Source organism: Rhodococcus sp. BP-316, assembly GCF_019836105.1.
In the GTDB taxonomy this organism is placed as follows: Bacteria; Actinomycetota; Actinomycetes; order Mycobacteriales; family Mycobacteriaceae; genus Rhodococcoides.
Map to the genome: position 1 here is coordinate 88,395 of NZ_JABUEE010000009.1, position 19,229 is coordinate 107,623.

Here is a 19,229-nt window from a genome sequence, read left to right on the forward strand (position 1 = left end):
GCGCATCCGACCATCGGAGCTCCAGTGTCGACGATCAACGGTCTGCCCGCCCACATCCTGCTGGTCCACTTCATCGTCGTTCTCGCGCCGCTGACTGCCGTGCTCGCCATTCTCGCCGCTGTCGCACGACCCGTCCGATCACGCCTGGTGTGGCTGATCGCTGTGTCGGCCGCCCTCACCCTGATCCTGACGCCCCTGACCACCGACGCCGGCGAGTGGCTCGAGAAGCGGGTGCCGCGATCACCGGAGGTGCACGCGCACACAGAGCTGGGTGACGCGATGATCTATTTCTCGGTCGCCCTCGCCGTCGTGGCGGCCCTGGTGGTCGCCGTCCATCTGAGGGAACGCCGGGGCGGGTCCGTGCGACACCCCTTCACGATCGCCGTGGCGGTCCTGGCGATCGTCGTGGGCGGCGCGACCATCGTCCAGGTGTACCGGATCGGTGAGTCGGGCGCCCGCGCGACGTGGAGCGACGTGCCCGCAGCAGGGGTCGAGAGCAGCGAGTGACAGACAGGTCCGTCGCCCCTGACTCAGTGCAGGACCGAGGTGGCTGTCTCTCCACTCTCGGGCGCCACGACGTCCTGTGTGACGTCCGCGAGAATGCCGATCACCATGGCCATCACCACGACGACGACGGCCACCGCAGCGATGACGGGCGCGTTCCGCGGGCGGGGAGCAGGGGCGCTGAGAGCTAGAGCCCGGGCGACGACATCGCCGCCGGCGCCGGGCACCGTGTAGGAGACCGTCTCCCGATCGACGCCGCCACGCAACAGCGCCGCTCGGGCGAGTGCTGTCATGACGGTGACCCTGTCGGAGGCCTCTGCCGCACATTCGTCCGCGTGCCGTTCGACGGCATGTCGCACCCGTGCCACGGACGGACACAGAACGGGGTCGAGCAGTGCGGACACCTCGACCGCCTGGGTCCACAGAGCGTGGCGACAACGTAGATGTGCCCGCTCGTGGTCCAGGACTGCGCGGACCTCTGCATCCGACAGGGCGTCCAGTAGACCGGTCGTCACCACCACGGCACCCCCACCCGAGGGGACCGCGAAAGCATCCGGCTCGGACGTCTCGACCACGACCACTCCGTCGGAGCGCGCAGCGACCCTGCCGAACCGTGCGGTGCGACGGGCACTGGCGACGACCCGACGAAGATGGCGCACGACGAGCACTGCTCGCCACGCCGACCACAGGATCACGGCTGCACCGATCACGGTCGCCGGCCACGTCGACGACGAGAGGAGAACAGCGGCGACAGCGACCAGTGACGCGGTCACCGAACACGCCGCCACGGTCGTCAACGATGCGAGCACCACGACCGCCCGGGCCGGGGACACGTCACGATCGACCCTGCGGCACCAGAGCCTCACCATCACCGACAGTGTCCACGGTGCTGCCGCGACCACGACGAACCCGATCACGATTCGTTCGTGTCCGGGGAACCGTGACGAGACAGCAGTTCGCGTAACACGAGCTCGTCGTCGGGGTCGAGACCGGACACGAAACTGGCGAGAACATCCGCCCGAGCCTCACCGGCGTCGAGTTCCGAACGCATCCGCATCGCTGCACGCAGAGCCGGCAGATCTTCGTACGGCGCGGTCAGGCGGTAGACGAACGATCGACCCTGTCGCTCCCTGGTCACGAGACCCTTCCCGTGAAGTCGGACCAACGCGGTCATCACCGTCGTGTGGGCCAGATCGTCCTCGAGGAGTGTGCGTACTGCGGACACCGAGAGTTCGTCGTGCTGACCGAGAAGCCGGAGGACCGCCTTCTCCAATGCACCGGGTTCCCTACGCATCGGCCCGGGTGCGTTGCCTCGACATACAGCGAGTGTAGTGGGCACCTCGCGTTTCCGACTGCCGACGCATGGCCGTCCGAGTTCGGCTCGCGGCGACTGTCAGACCTCGCGAACCGTCTCCGCCCGTGGCGCACGGAGCTCCAGCACGGCGGTGGTGCGCTCGGCGTCGACGGGTCTGCCGAGCAGGAACCCCTGCGCCAGATCGCATCCCGTCTCGGCGAGTGCATCGAGTTGCGCGCGGGTCTCGACGCCTTCCCCCACGACGGTCATCTCGTACGCCTTGGCCAACGCGACGATGGCGGTGACGACCGCACGGCCCCGCCGGGTGTCGAGTGCGTCGATGTATCCCTTGTCGATCTTGAAGCACTCGAACACCGGAAACCGTTCGAGGTAGGCCAGGCTGCTGTGACCGGCGCCGACGTCGTCGAGGAGCAGCGCGACGCCCATCTCGGTCACCGCGCTGAGGTTCCGGGCGACGCGTCCGGTGTCGGCGAGCCACACCGTCTCGGTCACCTCGAGCCCCAGGGCCTGTGGCGGTAGGCCGGTCTCCCGGAGCACCGACGCGACCCGGCCGGGGAACGCCGGATCTCGCAACTGGAGCGCGCTGACGTTGACCCGCACGGTGATCGAGAAGTCCCTGCGCCATGTCGCCGCCTGGCGGCACGCAGTGCGTAGCGCCCAATCCCCCAGTACCGCAGCCAGACCGGTGCGCTCGGCCACCGCTACGAACTCGGACGGCTCGATCTGCCCGAGCGTCGGGTGATTCCAGCGTGCGAGTGCTTCGACGGACACCACCTCCCCTGTCGCGATGTGCACCAAGGGTTGGTACGCGAGGGTCAACTCGTCCTCGGCCAGGGCAGCCCGCAGGTCGACCGACAGGGAGCGGACGCGGTCGGCGTCGTAGTGATCGTCCTCGGCGTCGAAGACGGCATGCGCTCCGCCGCCGCCGTCCTTGGCGCGGTGCAGCGCCAGATCGACGCGCCGCAGCAACTCCCGCACCGTGACGCCGGGCTCGGACACCGCGATACCTATCGAGGCACTCATCGGAATGGGGGCATCGGCCGCGGACGGCGGCGCGGCCAGCGCAGCGGTGACACGGAACGCGAGATCCTCGGCGTTCCGGGCGTCGTCGAAGCCCCCGCAGACGACGAGAAACTCGTCACCTCCGAAGCGATACACCGCGTCCCGCGTTCGGACCGCGGCGACGAGACGCTCGGCGAACCGGACCAACGCGCGGTCGCCGGTGTCGTGTCCGAGGCTGTCGTTGATGATCGCGAAATCGTCGACGTCGAGGAGGAGCAACGCCACCTCGTCGCCATGCGCACGCGCGCGAGTCAACGCATCGCCCACCGCCGAGTAGGCCCGCGTGCGGTCCGGAAGTCCCGTGAGTGGATCGTGATCGGTCTGTTCCCGGAGAAGCCGCGAGAGGTCGACGCGTTCGAGCGCTGCGGAGAACACTCCGGCCACCGCCGACAGGAACGCGATGTCCGTGTCGTCGAACAGATTCGGTTCCGCCCCGAACACGATCAGCGCGCCCCACACCCCGGCGCTCGTCGTGATCGGCACAGCGGCGCCGCTGCGAAAGCCGACCGACGACATGGTGGACGTGTCGAACCGTGTCTCTGTCTCGCCGTCCGAGCAGACGGTCAATCGACCGTGCGCCAGAGCGAATCCGGCCAGGGAGCCGGCGCCGGACCGCACCTCGACATCGGTGCGCAGCACATGGGTGACCGCGTCGATGCGCAGAAACGGATCCTCCGGACTCTCGTGCCGAGCGAGCGCCGCGGACGCCACCCCCACCAGGGTCGCCGCGGTGGAGGTCGCTGCGGCGGACACCTCGTCCAGGTCGGCGGAGACGGCGAGCCCACTGAGCCTGGCGAGCGCGGTCTGCGCCAGCGCGAAGCGTCGGGATGCACGAACGTCCGCGAGGACACGGGCGGGGATCGTCACCATCACTCCGTTCGGCGTCTGTGAGTCGATGGTCGGTTCGACCACGGGCACACGTCACGAGCGACAAACCCCGACATTCACGGCTTATGACCCGTCCAGCATCGCACGTCGATCGTTCCGTGGCCGTGCGAACGCCGACGGAGCCGAATGCACTCGTGTCAGGGGGCGGTCGGATAGTGACCGTCGGGTGCGTTGCTGACCACCAGGCTGCGACCCCGAAGGTCGTCGGGGAGCATGTCACGCCATCGCAGCGCCTCGTCGAGGTCGGTACTGGTCCACAGAGCCGACACCAGTTCGTCACGTCCCGTCGCGCGCGGCGATCGCAGTTCCACCGTGTACACGTACGGCAACGGATGGGGGCCGGTCATCGATGGTTCCCAGTCCGCGCGGTCGACTATCCGGCCGTCCGGACCCTCGATGTACTGCACCCGTGCTCCCCAGGCCGCGCAGTACGCGCGAGCCGTCCGCACCGCCGACGACACGTCGGCCGCTGCCCGCACCACCACGGTGTCGCGGTCGTCGATCAACCACACCAGGAACCGACTCGAGGGTTCGATGTCGGACGTGCCCATCACCTCGAGGAAGTCACACGAGCGCGGCGTCGGTTGAGTGCGATGACCCATGAAACACATTCGCACACGATCGCCGATCGGGATGCGTGCTCTTCCTCACCACGCGTGGTGAGGGTCCGGCGCCCGGTAGTCAGTCCTGGAACCCGACTCCGGCGAGCTCGGTCGACAGTTCCCAGACCCGTCGCGCCTCCGCACGATCGCGCAGCCGCGAGTACAGCTTCTGCGGTCCGGGACGCCCACCGAGGTGCCCGAGTCCCGCCGGCCCGTGGAAACTTCCGGACGTCACGTCGACGGCGGTCGCCGCGTACAGAGCCGGCAGCGCAGCGGTCTCGGTGGTGCCGACCAGTAATCCGCGACGGGACAGGGCCTCGATCACGCGACGGCTCGTCGTCTGCGAGGTCCGGTCGAGCTCGGGTCGCGCGGCGAGCAGACCTGTCGGCGCGATTCCGGGGTGCGACAGATGACTCGAGATACCCCAGCCACGCTGCGCGCTGAGCCGTCCCAGTTCGAGGCCGAACAGTCCGAAGGCGATCTTCGACTGGCTGTAGGCGCGCATTCCGTCGTACGACCGTTCCCAGTTCAGGTCGTCCCAGTTGATCGATCCGCTGTTCGCGGCAATGCTGATCTGTGAGACGACGCGGGCGCGCCCTGCTCGCAGCAGGGGAAGCAGACGGCTCACGAGCGCGACGTGGCCGAGGTGGTTCGTACCGAACTGCAGCTCGAATCCGTCCGACGTCGTCCGTCGCGACGGTGGAGTCATCACGCCGGCATTGTTCACGAGGATGCCGATCGGTCTGCCCTCCGACGACAGCGTGTCCGCGAGTGCGGACACGGAGTCGAGCGACGAGAGATCGAGGCGCCGGAGTGAGACGTCGGCGCTGGGATGAGCCTGCCTGATCGCGTCGATCGCCGCCTTCCCCTTGCTCTGCGAGCGAACGGGCAGGACCACCTCCGCCCCTGCTGCCGCGAGGCGACGGGAGAGGACGAGGCCGATGCCGTCACTGCCGCCGGTGACGACAGCTCGGATACCGGAGAGATCGGGGACGGCGATGTCGATGGTGTGTCTCATGGGTCGCTCCTGATGGGTGTGAGGTGTCGTGTCGACGACGTGTGACCTCACCGTGCCGGGGTCCTCCCCCGACAACCAGGACTCGTCGATCCCCCGATGGCGGGTCGCCCCTTGCGCGTGAGAGGGGGATCGACAGACCCTGGTCGGCGCACGCGCCACGCGATAGGAAGAAGCAATGGAGATCGACAGAGCAGGGCTGGCCCAGTTTCTCCGGGGTCGCCGCAGCGCACTGCAACCCGAGGACGTGGGTCTTCCACGAGGGCTGCGACGTCGGACCGACGGGCTGAGGCGCGAAGAGGTCGCGGCACTGAGCCACATGTCGACCGACTACTACGCCCGTATCGAGCGGGAGCGAGGACCCCAACCGTCCGAACAGATGGTCGCCTCGATCGCACAGGGACTGCATCTCTCGCTACCCGAACGCGACCACTTGTTCCGGCTCGCCGGCCACACCCCACCGACACGCGGGGCCGTCGGCGATCACATCGGTCCGGGCCTGCTGCGCATATTCGACCGACTGCACGACACTCCCGCCGAGATCGTCACAGAGTTGGGAGAGACGCTGCGGCAGACGGCACTCGGTGTCGCGCTCACCGGTGATCAGTCCGGCCGGACCGGGCCCTCACGCAGCATCGGGTATCGGTGGTTCGCCGACCCGGCGAGCAGGAACCTGTACGCCCCCGAGGATCACGCGCACCTCACCCGAACATGGGTGTCCGGCCTACGCGAGGTCGCCACCCTTCGCGGACCCGACTCGCGCGCTGCGCGTCTCGCGGCGACGCTGCTTCAGGAGAGCGACGAGTTCCGCACCGTCTGGGAGCGGCACGAAGTGGGAGTGCGGCCGGCCGAGACGAAGCGATTCGTCCACCCGGATCTCGGCCGCCTCGAACTGTCCTGCCAGACGCTCGTCGATCCGCTGCAGTCCCATTTCCTTCTGGTCTACACCGCAGTTCCCGGCAGCCCGAGTCACGAGAAGCTTCAGCTGCTCCCCGCACTGGGAACACGAACGTCCACGACACCGGGCCCGTGACGAACACACAGTCACGTCGAGGAATCGATGCCATCAGCCGAACGACCGCCTGCTCACAACTCGATCCGCCCGGTGCGGTCGTGGAACTCCCCCGTGGGTCCGTCGCTGCCGAGCAGGGCCAGGCGAACGGTGGCGTCGGTTCCCTCCGCGACAGTCTGATGCCCGGTGTTCCCGTTGAGGTCGGTGGCCGTGTAGCCGGGGTCGGAGGCGTTGATTCGTATCTCGGGGAGGTTCTTGGCGTACTGCACGGTGAGAGTGATGACGGCCGCCTTCGAGGCGGCGTACGGGATGGCGGCGACAGGGAACTCGTCCCGGCCGGGATCCTGGAGGAAGCGGCCCATTCCCACACCCGAGGCCACGTTGACGATCACCGGATTCGACGACTGCCGCAGCAGCGGCAGCGCTGCTTGCGTCACCCGGACGATGCCGACGACGTTGGTGTCGAGGGTGTCCGCCATGGAGTCGGCGTCCAGGTCGTCGACACCGCCGCCGTGTCCGATGACGCCGGCGTTGTTGATCAGGACGTCCAGTCGGGGAAGTGACGACACCGACGCGGTGACCGAGTCGGTGTCCGTCACGTCCAGTCGTAGTACGTGTGCGCCGAGTGCGCGGACGTCGTCTGCCCTGTCGGGGTCGCGGACGCCGGCGTACACGTCGACACCGGAGTCGACGAGTCGTCGCGCCGTCTCGAGTCCGAGGCCCTTGTTCGCTCCCGTGATGAGTGCTGTTGTCATGTCTCGATCCTGTGGCCCGGTGACGTGCAGGTCCAGGTACTGCCGGTACCACCCGCGCTCCGGCGACGCGGTGCACGATGGTGTGCATGAGTGAACTGTCGACGGTGCTCCGGGCTTGGCGGGACCGGACTCGACCGGAGGAGGTCGGCCTGCCCGCCGTCCCCGGCAGACGAGCACCCGGACTGCGCCGTGAGGAACTCGCCACGTTGGCGTCCATCAGCGTCGACTACATCGTCCGCCTCGAGCAGGGGCGGGCGCGGCACCCGTCGGCGCAGACCATCGCCGCGTTGGCGCGAGCGCTGCGACTGAACGACGAGGAAGTGGATCACCTGTATCGGGTGGCCGGACTGGCATCACCGAACGGGCGCCTCGTCCCGCACCACATCGGGCCCGGCGTGCGGCGCATGGTCGACCGCCTGGACGACGTGCCACTGGCGGTCTTCACGGCAGCGTGGGACATCGTCCATCACAACGGCCTCTGGGCAGCCATCAGCGGGGACCCCGCACTGCGACACGGTGTCGACCGCAATGTGGTGTGGCGCCATTTCACCGACGATTTCACCGGCGTCGGGTACGACGACCGCCATCACGAGGAATTCGGCGAGGACCTCGTCGCCGATCTTCGAGCGGCACACGCCCGCTATCCCGACGACCCGTATCTGACCACCCTCGTCACCCGACTCCGGGCGAGGAGTGCGGACTTCGACGCTCGCTGGGGTCGCGCCACCATGTCGGTGCACAAGGCAAGCCGCAAGGTGATGACGACGCCGGTGGGACCGATCGCCGTCGACTGCGATGTGCTCACGGCACCGGGCAGCGATCTGCGCATCGTGGTCTACACCACCGTTCCCGGCTCCGAGGACGAGCAACGTCTGGAGTTGCTGCGCGTCGTCGGCACGCAGACTCTGGTGTGAGCCGGTCGCGCGGAGCGGGTCAGGAGCGGCGAGTACCGATGCCCCGCGACACGAGATCGGCCACGAATCTTTGTGTCAGCGCGTCCGATTCCGCCCCGACCATCACGACGACCGACCTCGTCAGTGGAGGTGTCATCGACTTGACGATCCCGGCGAAGCGAGCGGGAACGGCGGTGGCCGGCACGAGCGCGACCCCCAACCCTGCGTGAGCGAGTTGTGCTGCCGTCGTGGCATGTCGAGTGTGCGTGACAGCGTCGAGCTGGACTCCGTGCGTCGCAGCCACGGTGTCGAACCATCCACGAAGGCCGTTCGACGGGTGGTAGTGCACGATCGGCCTGCCGGCGAGGTTCGGCCAGGAGACGGCGTCCTCGTCGGCGAGATCGAGACCTTCCGGAATCACGACCAGGATCTCCTCGGTCCCGATCTCGGTCATCGCTGCGGACCCGCGCGACGGCGCCGGCCCCACTGCGATGTCGAGGTCGCCGTCCGTGATCGCCGTCGCCATCGCGTCGGCGCTGGTGTACTCGGTCAGATCCAGACCGATGTCCGGATGCTTCCGGGTCCAGGTGCGCAACGTCGGCGCCAGGATCGGGACGGTCATGCTCTCCGCGCACCCCAGGCGTAGCCGGCCCGCTTCACCCTGTGCCGCAGCGTGTCCGGTTCGCAGAACGCGCTCGGCCGCTGCCAACGCGATCCGCGCATCGACGAGAACGGCACGGCCGGTGGGCGTGGGACGCACGCCTCGCGGAAGCCGCTCCAGCAGAGGACTCCCGATCTCCGTCTCCAACGACGCGAGGTGATGGGAGAGCGCGGGCTGCGACAGATGCAGCTGGGCTGCTCCCGCGGTGACAGAGCCGGCGTCGACGACGGCCACGAAGCATTCCAGGGCTCGCAGAGTCGGCACCGATGGAGCGTATGTCAGCGGCGCACGCTCACGTCGGGGTGATCGTGCGACTCGTCGTCGGAATGCGGAGGGAGGGGATGCGAGGGGAGAAAGACCAGCGTCAACACACCGGCCACGGCGGTGACCATCCCGGCGACGAGACTGCCGGTGGTGAAGCCGTCGACGAAGCGTTCGCGTGCGAGATCGGACAGTTGCGACCCGAGCAGTGCCCCGGTGGCACCCAGCGAGTCCGCCGCCTGGCGTGCGGCTTCGAGCGCGGCGCCCACCGACTCCTGCGCGGGGTCCATCAGGACGGTAGGCAATTCGGTCGTGTCCAGCCCGTCTCGGTACACCGACAGTGCGACCGACCCGATCACGGCGACACCGAGTGTTCCGCCGAGTTCGCGGGTGGCATCGTTGACCGCTGATCCCATCCCGGCCTTGTCGGTCGGAACGACTCCCATGATCGCTTCCGTCGCAGGGGCACTCGTCAGACCCAGGCCTGCGCCCAGCAGCACCATCTGACCCGCGATCTGCAGGTAGGACGTGCCCGTGTCGATCTGCGAGATCCACAGGAACGCAGCCGTCAACGATGCCAGGCCGGCGGCCACCACGATCTTGGAACCGACCAGTACTGCCAGGCGAGGACCCACCAGCGAGAACACTGCCAGCGATCCCGCGACGGGCAGCATGCGCACGCCGGTCTCGAGGGCACCGAAGCCGCGCACGGACTGGAAGTACTGGGTGACGAGGAAGATGAACCCGAACAGCGCGAAGAACGCACTGGTGACCGCCCCACTGGCAGCCGTGAAGCGCATGTTCGTGAACAGCCGCACGTCCAGCATCGGGTGGCGAGCGCGCGACTCCCGGAGAACGAAGGTGACCAGCACTGCGGCGGCCACACCGAATCCGAGCGCCGTCGACGCCGAGGACCACCCGCGGTCGGGGCCTTCGATGATGGCGTGCACCAGTGAACCCAGGGCCAGCACGGACAGAAGCAAGCCCGACTTGTCCAGCGGCGGGGTCGACGGATCACGGGAGTTCGGCACGAAACGCACTGCGAGAGCGATGGTTGCGACAGCAGCGAGGCCGTTGAAGACGAAGATCGATCCCCACCAGAAATGTTCGATCAACGCCCCACCCACCACGGGTCCGACCGCGACCGAGACGCCGGTCGCCGCGCCCCACAGTCCGATGGCCATGACGCGTTCGGACCGCTCCTGGAACACGTTGGTCAGAATCGACAGCGTCACCGGGTACACCACGGCAGCCGCGACACCGGCCAGCGCCCGCCACGCGATCAGCTGGGCGGGCTCACCACTCCACGCCCCACCCACGGATGCGACCGCGAAGAGCACGAGCCCGCCCACGAGGAAGGGACGGCGACCGAACCGGTCGCTGAGCGATCCCCCGGCCAGCACCAACGCAGCGAATGCCAGGTTGAAGGCATCGACCACCCACAGCAGATCGCGCGTGGACGCCCCCAGGTCCTCGACGAGGGTGGGCAGCGCGATGTTGACGATCGTGGTGGACACGTTGACCACGAACACCGCGCAGCACAGCGTCACCAGGGCGGCCATCTTGCGCGAGCGGAGGGCCGGCACCGCGGCGAGGAGCGTCATAACAAAGTTATAGCAGGCGCGGCGGGCCCGTCGCATCAGGACGTCACCGTGGGACCATGACGTCATGGCCGCTCGACGAGACACCGACCGCACAGCGGACGACGGATCCACCCGCGAGCGCCTCGTCGACGCCGCCGTCGCTGTCCTGGCAGAGGAAGGCCCTGCCGAGATGAAAGTCCGTCGCATCAGCGACAAGGCAGGCTCCTCGACGATCACGGTCTACCACCACTTCGGGAACGTGGGCGGACTGCTCGACGCCGTCGTGGCGCGGGGATACGCGACGCTGACAGGGACTCTCGAGGACGCGGCCGCGTCGAACGAGGATCCCGGTGTGCAGCTCTTCGCCATGGCCCTGGGAACCAGAGGTTTCGCGCAGCGCAACCCGCACCTCTACGACCTGATGTTCGGACTCTCGCCGCGCGGAACCTACCGCGCGTCCGCTCCCCTTGTGCCACAACAGCATTTCCGCGAGGCCTACGCCGTTCTGGTACGCAGCTGCCACCGACTGGTGGCGGCCGGTCGCGTCGACATCGACGACCCGGAACAGATCGCCGCCCAGTTGTGGAGCCTGGTACACGGGTTCGTCTCGCTCGAAGCGGCCGGCCACTTCGCCGATCACAGCGACGCAGTCGCGAGCGTCCTCGCGCCCATGGCCGTCGCCCAGCTCGTCGGTATCGGCGACGACCGCGCTCGGGCCACCCGCGGAGCACTCACCGCCTACGCGACCTGGACCGCGACGGCAGTCGAGTAAGAGAACGCCCTGCCCGGTCGAGAGCTCGCCGATCGCGACTGCGACAACCTCGCAACCCCGGATCGCGGCGCGCGGAGATGGGCGCAGGCCCGGCGACCCCGTCGTGCCCGCCGTCGCACTGCCCTCACCTGCGTGATTGACATCACAAGGACGTCATACTACTTTCAAACTGACATCAGTTCAGGAAGTCCACTCGCACCGACAGCCGAGCGGCCCTGTGAGTCCGAGAGAGGTCTGACCATGCGGAGGATTCCCCGAGCCATCGCCACCGTTGCCGTGGCAGCGTCGGCGTTCGCGCTCACAGCGTGCGGCGGCACCACCACCCCGTCCGGGCCCGTCGAGGGCAGCTGGGACGACGTCGTCACCGCGGCGAAGACGGAGGGCAGCGTGATGCTCTACTCCAGCCAGAAGCCTGCGAACCTCGACGCGCTGAAGGCCGCGTTCACGCAGAAGTACCCGGAGATCTCCATGGACTTCGTGCGCGGAACGGATTCCGAGATCAATCCCCGTGTCGAGACCGAGAACCGCACGGGTACAGGCATTGCCGACGTCCACATGGTGACCGACGCGTCGTGGATCGCCAGCGCGTCCGAGTCCGGCACCTTCTCCACCGAGATCGTGGGTCCGGACTTCGACGCACCCGACTACGACCGCGCGGCCAGCGTGAAGAACGACCGCTTCTTCCTCTCGTCCGCCGCTGTCTTCGGCCTCGGGTGGAACACCGCCGCGGTGCCCGACGGTCTCGAGACCCCGCAGGACATTCTGGACCCGGCCTACCGCGGCCGCATCGGCATCGTCAATCCGACGGGCATCGCGTCGTACGTCGACCTGTATCGGCACTACGCCGAGAACTACGGCGAGGACTACTGGAACAAGCTGGCCGAACTGCAGCCGCGTGTCTACCCGAGCGCACTGGCGGTCGCGCAGGCCCTGACGTCGGGTGAAGTGGTGGTCTCGCCCAGCGTCCAGCCGCTCGTCACCGAGGTCGACGCGGGCGCTCCCGTCGACTGGGTGCTGCCGGAGAACCCCTGGGGCACACCGTGGTACACCGAGGTCCTGAGTGCGGCGCCGCATCCGAACGCGGCTCAGGTTCTGGCTGACTTCATGGTGACCGCCGAGGGACAGGCCGCGCTGAACGGTGGCTACGCCGCCGCGCTGCCGGATGTTCCGGGCGCCGTCGAGCGGGCACAGAACATCGCCTCACCCGATCCCGCCGATCTGACCCCCGAGAACGTCGACCGGTACTCGCAGGAATGGTCGCAGCTCTTCCAGTGACGGGGACGCGACCGCTCTCGACCATCCGAACTCGTCATCCAGGGAGGTGATCATGGACGCTCGGACAGCGCCTTCGCACGGCTCACGTGTGCTCGTCACCGGCGCCGCGCGCGGCATCGGTGCGGCATGTGCCGCGCGCTTCGCCTCTCTCGGAGCGACCGTGTACGTCACGGACGTGGACGACGAGGGTGGTCGCGCGGTCGCCGACACCCTCGGACCGTCGGTTCGCTACCTGCATCTGGACGTGGCGTCGGAAGCCGAGTGGGACGCGTGCGTGCAGAGAATCGAAGCGGACGGTGGAGGCCTCGACGTGCTGGTGGCCAACGCCGGGGCGGCGCACCGCGGCGACATCGCCGATACCTCTCTGGCCGACTTCCGCCGCATGCTCGACATCAACCTGGTCGGCACCTTCCTCGCCCTCAGGACGGCGAGCACCGCCGTGAAGTCCGGCGGTTCCGTGATCACGGTGTCGTCCCTGCGCGGAATCCTCGCGACAGCAAAGCTCGGCGCCTATGGCGCCTCGAAGTTCGGTGTGCGGGCCCTCACCCGAGTGGCTGCGCTCGAGCTCGCCGAGCGGGGGATCCGAGTCAACTCGGTGTGCCCCGGAAGCATCGACACCGACATCACCGGTAGCGAGGACTTCGCCGACCACGATGTCGCCGGCTATGTGCGCACCATTCCGATGCAGCGGCGGGGCACCACCGGCGACATCGCGGACGCCGTCGTGTTCCTCGCCGGATCCGAGAGCAGCTACATCACGGGAACCGACCTCGTCGTCGACGGTGGTCTGGCGGCCGGCGCGCGAACACCCACACACACCTCTGGACAGAAGGCATGAGATGACCGATCGCTTCACCATTTCCGGACTGACCAAGACGTACGGCAGCACGAAGGTCGTGGACGGTCTCGACATCGACATCGAGCAGGGCGAGTTCCTGGTTCTTCTCGGCCCGAGTGGCTGCGGGAAGACCACCACGCTGCGGTGCCTCGCGGGGCTCGAGACACCCCAGGGCGGGCGTATCTCGTTCAAGGACAGGACGGTCTTCGACGCGGACCAGCGAGTCGACGTCCCCGCGCACAAGCGCAACATCGGCATGGTCTTCCAGTCCTACGCCCTGTGGCCGCACATGACGGTGCGCCGCAACATCAAGTACCCCCTCGACGTCCGCGGACTCACCAAGTCCTTCGGACCGGGAGCCGTCGAGGCAGCGGCCGACATGGTGGACTGCGGCGCACTGCTCGACCGGTATCCGTCGCAACTCAGTGGTGGCCAACAGCAGCGCGTGGCGGTCGCCCGCGGGCTGGTCGCGCGTCCGGACCTCATCCTCTTCGACGAGCCGCTCAGCAACCTCGATGCCCGGCTGCGCGATCAGGTCCGGTCCCAGATCCACCGCCTGCACCGCGAACTCGGGTTCACCGCCGTGTTCGTGACCCACGACCAGTCCGAGGCATTCGCACTGGGCGATCGTCTGGCCATCATGAAATCGGGTCGCATCGAGCAGCTCGACACGCCGTCGAGCGTGTTCGAGAACCCCGGCTCGGACTACGTCGCGGCATTCATCGGCATGGCCAACAAGCTCGAACTGCGCAGGGCGCACGACGGCTGGCAGACCTCCGCGGGTGACGCGATCGATCTCCGCGACTCGGTGGTCCGCGATCGTGCCGACGAGGGCGATTCCGCGGTCGCACGGCTGCGTCCGGACGACCTGCTCCTGCACCGCAGCATGGCCGAGGTTCCGCCCGGCCACGTCGGACTGCACGCCGCCCTCGTCGATCACGAGTACGGAGGTCGGCACTTCGATGTGACCGTGCGGTCCGGCGCCGAGACACTCACCCTGCGTGCGTCGGCCGCCGAGCACGGCCTCGCGCTGCGTTCGGCCGAGCCGGGTGACGCCGTGGTCGTCTCCTTCTCCCCCGCAGCGCTGCGGGTGTTCCCCTCGGCGCCCTCCACCGCGACCGCCGCGGACACCGCACCCGTCGCCGCAGCAGTGGGGAGCGCATCGTGACCGCCACCCTCACACCCCCCGACACCGACACGACGCCGCCGCCGGCGGGACGACGGTCACGGCTGACCGGCCCCTGGCGTGCCCGGCTCGGTTACGGCATTCTTCTCGCCGTTCTCGCCTATCTGGTCGTCCTCCCCATGGTGCGTCTGCAGATGCTCGCGTTCGAGGACGGAGCGCGGGGCTACCGCAGCCAGTACGGACGGTTCGACATCGCCCAGACACTGTGGACGACAGTGATTCTGGCGCTGGGATCGCTCGTCATCGCGCTCGTTCTCGGCACCCTGCTCGCCTACGCCGCGAGCCGCCTTCCGGCGCGACTCGGGTTCCTCAAGATGATTCCCATCCTGCCCATCGTGCTTCCCGCGGTCGCCAACATCGTCGGCTGGGCCTTCCTGCTGTCACCGGGACCCGGCTACCTCAATGTCGTACTGCGCGCGCTGCCCTGGTGGAGCGATCTCGAGAGCGGCCCCGTGGACGTCTACACGGTGCCGTGGATCGTCATCCTGACCGGATTCGGTCTGACGTCGTTCGTCTATCTCTTCGTGTCCTCGGGGATGGACAACATCAGTTCGGAGCACCTCGAGGCCGCTCGGATCAGCGGATCGTCCTCGATGGGTGTGTTCTTCCGTATCGTTCTCCCCCTGCTCCGTCCGTCGCTCATCTACGGCGGTGGTATCGCGTTCCTCCTCGGGCTCGGCCAGTTCACCGGACCACTCCTGTTGGGTCAGAACAGCGGAGTGAAGGTCCTCACCACCGAGATGTACCGGCGGGTGTCGGAATCACCGTCCGACTTCGCGGCCGCCGCAGCTGCCGGTTCACCCCTCGTCCTGTTCGGACTGGCGCTGGTTCTGGTGCAGAAGATGTTGCTGGGCAATCAGAGCCGGTTCGTCACTCACGGCGGCAAGGCGTTCTCCGCACCCTCGGGCCGCGGAACGTGGGCGGCCGTCACCATCAGTGTGTACGCCCTGTTCGCGCTGCTGATCCCCATCGTCGGACTCGTCATCGTGTCGCTGACCCCGTACTGGTCGGACACCCTGACCCTGGATCTGTTGACGCTGGACAACTTCCGGGCCCTCATCTCCGACGACGCGATCGTCTCGTCCGTACTCACCAGCATCCTCACGTCCCTCGCCGCGGTGGCCGTGTGCATCCCCATCGGGTACGTCATGGCCAACCTGTTGGTCCGCGGTCGACGCTTCCGCGTCCTGGGCATGATCGGCGACTTCATCACCGCCCTGCCACTGGGTATCCCCGCGGTCATCTTCGGTGTGGGGTTCCTGCTCACGTACACCGAACCTCCGTTGATCCTCTACGGCACTCGCACGGTGATCGTGCTCGTCTACATCGTGCTGATGTTGCCGTTCTCGGTCCGACTGCAGATGACGGCGATGCTCGCGCTGGGCAACACCTACACCGAGGCCTCGGCCACCAGCGGCGCCTCGCCCGTGGTGACCAATCTTCGGATTCTGTTGCCACTCATGCGAGGAGCCATCTTCGGCGCCGTCGCCCTGATGTTCATCCTTCTGACTCACGAGTTCGCCGCCTCGCTGCTCGTCCGCGCCTCGACGACCCAGGTCATGGGCACCCTGCTCTACGACATGTGGCAGAACGGCTCGTACCCGCTCGTCGCGGCGATGGCGCTGCTCATGACCGCGGTGACCACCACCGGAGTCGCGATCGCCATGCTCGTCGGCGGTCGCAACGTCCTCAGCAAGCTCTGAAAGGCCCACCATGCCCGAAGGCAGTACCCGTCTGACCGACAAGGTGGTCCTCGTGACCGGCGCCACCGGCGGGATCGGTGTCGACATCGTGACGAGGCTGGCGTCCGAGGGAGCCAGCGTGATCGTCACCGATGTCGACCAGAGCGCCTGCGACGCAGCGGTGCACGCGCTGGAACGCCCGGACTCGCATCTGGCGTGCGCGCTGGACATCACCGACGAGGAGCAGTGGGCGGCGACCCTCGCCCTCGTGGAGGACCGTCACGGCACGCTCGACGCCGTCGTCAACAACGGTGCGATCGGATCGCTCGCCACCGTCGTCGACGAGACGGTGGAGCAGTATCGCCGCGTCGTCGAGGTGAGTCAGACCGGTACGTGGCTGGGGATGAAGCACGCCGGCGCCTTGATCGAGCGGACCGGCGGCGGATCGGTGGTCAACATCTGCTCCATCCTCGGCAGCGTCGGCGGACTGGGCAACAGCATCGCCTACGCCGCGGCGAAGGGTGCCGTGCGGACCATGACGAAGAACGCGGCGCTGCACTGGGCCCGCCTCGGGGTGCGGGTCAACTCGATCCACCCCGGTTTCATCGCGACCCCGCCACTGCTCGCGCGTTACGAGGGCACACCGCGCCACGAGGCCATGCTGGCCGGCACGCCGATGGGACGACTGGGTTCCGGCGCGGAAGTCGCTGCCGCGGTGGCGTTCCTGGCCGGTGACGATGCACGCTTCGTGACCGGTACCGAGCTGTACGTCGACGGCGGGTGGACCGCCGCCTGAGTCTCAGGCGACGCTGAACACGTCGACGCCGTCCTGGTTCTCCACACGCAGCACGCCCCGGTGGACGTCCAGATCGAGGTGGGCCAGGGTCTCGCAGACCGCGACCATGCGATCGAACGTTCCGAGATCCGCGAACGGGCGATCACGACGGGTCCACGGAAGGCGCTCGGCGACATCGAGGCCGGTCGCCCGGGTCAGGTCGGCGACGACCGCACGGGTCGCCGCCAAGCGGCGGGCGTGGTGATCGAGGAGTTCGCGCACGCGCGCGTGCAGACCGACACCGGTGTCCCCGTGAGCGGGCAGCACGGTGCGATCCCGATCGTCGAGCATCATCTCCAACGACTGCAGGTAGTGCCCCAGGGGCAGGTCCCACTCACCGAGTTCGAATCCGATCGACGGGGTGATGGTCGGCAGAACGTGGTCGCCCGTGTAGCTGATGTCTCGGTCGAGATCGTGGAATACCATGTGGCCCTTGGTGTGGCCGGGCGTGTGCACCGCGGTCAACCGGTGTCCGGGGATGTCGAGGGCGCCCTCGGTGAGCCACGCGTCCGGCGGCTCCCAGTCGTCCGAGTCGAAGTCCTCGTCGCTGGTGTCCAGGCGAACAGCTCGCGCGATGTCCTCGGCGCCGGCCCGTTCCAGCTCACGCAGTGACGATGTCGGCATGTTGGAGGCAAGCTCCCCGATGGCGACGATCCCCGGCGCCTCGGCCGACCCGAGGTGGATGCGGCAACCGTGTCGACGGCGGAGGTCGACGGCGAAGGTGTAGTGGTCACGGTGGACGTGAGTGACGAACACGTCGTGTACGTCGTCCGGTCGGCAACCGAATTCGGCCAGCGCGGTGGAGAACTCGTCGTACGTACCCGGCCGTCGCCATCCGCCGTCGATCAGCGCCAGGCCCCTGTCGGTCTCCAGGGCATAGACGTTGATGGCACGGAGTCCGTCGGACGGCATCTGCAGTGGCACCCGGTGGATGCCGTCCGCGATCCGAACGGATCCCGGATCGGACCACCGGGCGGTCACGAGGTGGTCGACGTGTCGGCGACCATGGTCCGCTCGTCGCCGTACCAGATCATCCGTCGCCCACGCATGGTTCCGACGTGCTCGACGGCGACCTTCCACTCCGGACTGGCGAGCGCGGTCTCGAGATCGTCGCGCGAGGCGAAGCTCAGAATGGACAGTCCGTCCCACCCGGCGCTGCGCTCGTCTATCGAGTGGACGATGTCGATGTGCTGCCACCGCAGCAGGCCCGGGAGAGGGTAGGTCACCTCCGCGTGCTCACCGCGCCACCACGTCATGAACTGCTCGTGCGTCCAGTCGTTCGGACGGGCGGCGAGAACCATCAGATCGAACATGATTTCCTCCAGGGTGTGGTCAACATGAATTCGGTTCGGTATGGGTGGACGTGATCGACACGAATGACCGAGCCGGGCTCAGCGCCCAGCGGTCAGGGGCGCACCATCTTGAGCACCGCGGTGGTGACGGTCTCGGCGATCTCGTCGAGGGTGGCGGGGCCGTTCGGCCGGTACCACCGCCACACGCTGATGACGAGGGCGAGGACCAGGCGTCCCACCGTCTTCGGATCTCCCTCGGCGAAGACCCCGTCGTCCATGCCACTGGCGATCAATCTCGTCCACCGACGCTCGATCTCCTGGACCAGCTCTCGGGACTGGAGACGCTCGGCCTCCTCCTTCCCCGACTGCCGCTCCGTCGCCAGAAGGTCCATGTGGTTCTGCAGGATCCGGCGCTGCAGAGCGTCCAGCGGCGAGGCCTGGAGAGCTCCCGCGACGGCGGCTCGCAGTGCCGCCTCCGGGTCGCTCCGGTCGGCCGTGGCCGCGTCGAAGCGCTCGACGGAATCCGCCAGTTCCAGACGCATGATGGTGAGCAGACAGTGCGCTTTGGATTCGAAGTAGTGGTAGAGCGCGGTCTGGCCTATTCCGACCTCGTCCGCCACCGACGCCCACTTGGTGTGGTCGTAGCCCACCCTGCCGAACTGCTCGATGGCGACGGTGAGAATACGAGACCGCTTGGAGCGCGGGCTCTCGCGGCGTGCCGTCGTTCCGACGCTCATCGCGGCACCCTCGAAGACTGGCCCGGCCGGCCTCCGGCCTCCCCGCAACGTGTCAGCATCG

At 67.9% G+C, this 19,229-nt stretch carries 20 protein-coding genes; 9 read left to right on the forward strand and 11 right to left on the reverse strand.

Going from position 1 to position 19,229, the window contains the following annotated elements; translation table 11 throughout:
- Positions 1–24: 24 nt before the first annotated feature.
- Positions 25–507: a DUF2231 domain-containing protein gene (locus HQ312_RS17730; protein WP_222639846.1), complete on the forward strand. Its 483-nt coding sequence runs from the start codon at positions 25–27 to the stop codon at positions 505–507.
- 23 nt (positions 508–530) lie between these two features.
- Here HQ312_RS17730 and HQ312_RS17735 read toward each other — a convergent pair whose 3' ends face one another.
- The 5 genes from HQ312_RS17735 to HQ312_RS17755 form a co-directional block, all read right to left on the reverse strand.
- A complete protein-coding gene (locus HQ312_RS17735; protein WP_222639849.1) occupies positions 531–1,421 on the reverse strand; it encodes a M56 family metallopeptidase in 891 nt (296 codons plus the stop codon).
- Positions 1,418–1,798, reverse strand: coding sequence for a BlaI/MecI/CopY family transcriptional regulator (locus HQ312_RS17740; RefSeq protein ID WP_222639852.1), 381 nt, complete (start codon positions 1,796–1,798; stop codon positions 1,418–1,420). Before HQ312_RS17740 ends, HQ312_RS17735 begins: the two co-directional genes overlap by 4 nt.
- 99 nt (positions 1,799–1,897) lie before the next feature.
- Entirely contained in the window at positions 1,898–3,793 is a 1,896-nt protein-coding gene (locus HQ312_RS17745; protein ID WP_222639865.1) for a bifunctional diguanylate cyclase/phosphodiesterase, read from the reverse strand.
- A gap of 113 nt (positions 3,794–3,906) precedes the next feature.
- Complete coding sequence (locus tag HQ312_RS17750; protein ID WP_222639868.1) at positions 3,907–4,371, reverse strand: hypothetical protein; 465 nt, start codon at positions 4,369–4,371, stop codon at positions 3,907–3,909.
- Positions 4,372–4,450: 79 nt separating this feature from the next.
- Positions 4,451–5,389 (reverse strand): SDR family oxidoreductase, encoded by a 939-nt coding sequence (locus HQ312_RS17755; RefSeq protein WP_222639871.1) that lies wholly within the window; start codon positions 5,387–5,389, stop codon positions 4,451–4,453.
- Between the two features lie 175 nt (positions 5,390–5,564).
- Here HQ312_RS17755 and HQ312_RS17760 point away from each other — a divergent pair, with 175 nt between their 5' ends.
- Positions 5,565–6,419: a helix-turn-helix transcriptional regulator gene (locus HQ312_RS17760; protein ID WP_027504415.1), complete on the forward strand. Its 855-nt coding sequence runs from the start codon at positions 5,565–5,567 to the stop codon at positions 6,417–6,419.
- Between the two features lie 53 nt (positions 6,420–6,472).
- Here the strand turns inward: HQ312_RS17760 and HQ312_RS17765 are convergent, their stop codons facing one another.
- Positions 6,473–7,153 (reverse strand): SDR family NAD(P)-dependent oxidoreductase, encoded by a 681-nt coding sequence (locus HQ312_RS17765; protein ID WP_222639886.1) that lies wholly within the window; start codon positions 7,151–7,153, stop codon positions 6,473–6,475.
- Between the two features lie 86 nt (positions 7,154–7,239).
- On the opposite strand from HQ312_RS17765, the gene HQ312_RS17770 reads away from it, so the two are divergent.
- Positions 7,240–8,067, forward strand: coding sequence for a helix-turn-helix transcriptional regulator (locus HQ312_RS17770; RefSeq protein WP_261781852.1), 828 nt, complete (start codon positions 7,240–7,242; stop codon positions 8,065–8,067).
- A gap of 19 nt (positions 8,068–8,086) precedes the next feature.
- Here HQ312_RS17770 and HQ312_RS17775 read toward each other — a convergent pair whose 3' ends face one another.
- On the reverse strand, positions 8,087–8,971 hold the full coding sequence (locus tag HQ312_RS17775) for a LysR family transcriptional regulator (protein WP_222639891.1): 885 nt from the start codon (positions 8,969–8,971) through the stop codon (positions 8,087–8,089).
- Positions 8,972–8,985: 14 nt separating this feature from the next.
- The gene (locus HQ312_RS17780) at positions 8,986–10,572 is read right to left on the reverse strand and encodes an MFS transporter (protein ID WP_222639894.1); all 1,587 of its coding nucleotides are present in this window, start codon (positions 10,570–10,572) and stop codon (positions 8,986–8,988) included.
- Positions 10,573–10,636: 64 nt separating this feature from the next.
- Between HQ312_RS17780 and HQ312_RS17785 the strand changes: the two genes are divergently transcribed.
- From HQ312_RS17785 to HQ312_RS17810, 6 genes are all read left to right on the forward strand, one after another.
- Entirely contained in the window at positions 10,637–11,323 is a 687-nt protein-coding gene (locus HQ312_RS17785; protein WP_222639896.1) for a TetR/AcrR family transcriptional regulator, read from the forward strand.
- 240 nt (positions 11,324–11,563) lie between these two features.
- The gene (locus HQ312_RS17790) at positions 11,564–12,598 is read left to right on the forward strand and encodes an ABC transporter substrate-binding protein (protein WP_222639898.1); all 1,035 of its coding nucleotides are present in this window, start codon (positions 11,564–11,566) and stop codon (positions 12,596–12,598) included.
- A gap of 52 nt (positions 12,599–12,650) precedes the next feature.
- Positions 12,651–13,436 carry an SDR family NAD(P)-dependent oxidoreductase gene (locus HQ312_RS17795; RefSeq protein ID WP_222639900.1) on the forward strand — a complete coding sequence of 262 codons (786 nt, stop codon included), beginning with the start codon at positions 12,651–12,653 and terminating at the stop codon, positions 13,434–13,436.
- A 1-nt stretch (position 13,437) separates the two neighbouring features.
- A complete protein-coding gene (locus HQ312_RS17800) occupies positions 13,438–14,604 on the forward strand; it encodes an ABC transporter ATP-binding protein (protein ID WP_222639902.1) in 1,167 nt (388 codons plus the stop codon).
- 62 nt (positions 14,605–14,666) lie between these two features.
- Entirely contained in the window at positions 14,667–16,325 is a 1,659-nt protein-coding gene (locus tag HQ312_RS17805; protein WP_027504422.1) for an iron ABC transporter permease, read from the forward strand.
- A 10-nt stretch (positions 16,326–16,335) separates the two neighbouring features.
- The gene (locus HQ312_RS17810; RefSeq protein WP_222626941.1) at positions 16,336–17,100 is read left to right on the forward strand and encodes an SDR family NAD(P)-dependent oxidoreductase; all 765 of its coding nucleotides are present in this window, start codon (positions 16,336–16,338) and stop codon (positions 17,098–17,100) included.
- 3 nt (positions 17,101–17,103) lie between these two features.
- Here the strand turns inward: HQ312_RS17810 and HQ312_RS17815 are convergent, their stop codons facing one another.
- From HQ312_RS17815 to HQ312_RS17825, 3 genes are all read right to left on the reverse strand, one after another.
- On the reverse strand, positions 17,104–18,120 hold the full coding sequence (locus tag HQ312_RS17815) for an MBL fold metallo-hydrolase (RefSeq protein ID WP_374198307.1): 1,017 nt from the start codon (positions 18,118–18,120) through the stop codon (positions 17,104–17,106).
- On the reverse strand, positions 18,117–18,452 hold the full coding sequence (locus HQ312_RS17820; RefSeq protein ID WP_027504425.1) for an EthD family reductase: 336 nt from the start codon (positions 18,450–18,452) through the stop codon (positions 18,117–18,119). Before HQ312_RS17820 ends, HQ312_RS17815 begins: the two co-directional genes overlap by 4 nt.
- A 92-nt stretch (positions 18,453–18,544) precedes the next feature.
- Positions 18,545–19,168, reverse strand: coding sequence for a TetR/AcrR family transcriptional regulator (locus HQ312_RS17825; protein ID WP_027504426.1), 624 nt, complete (start codon positions 19,166–19,168; stop codon positions 18,545–18,547).
- Positions 19,169–19,229: the final 61 nt, after the last annotated feature.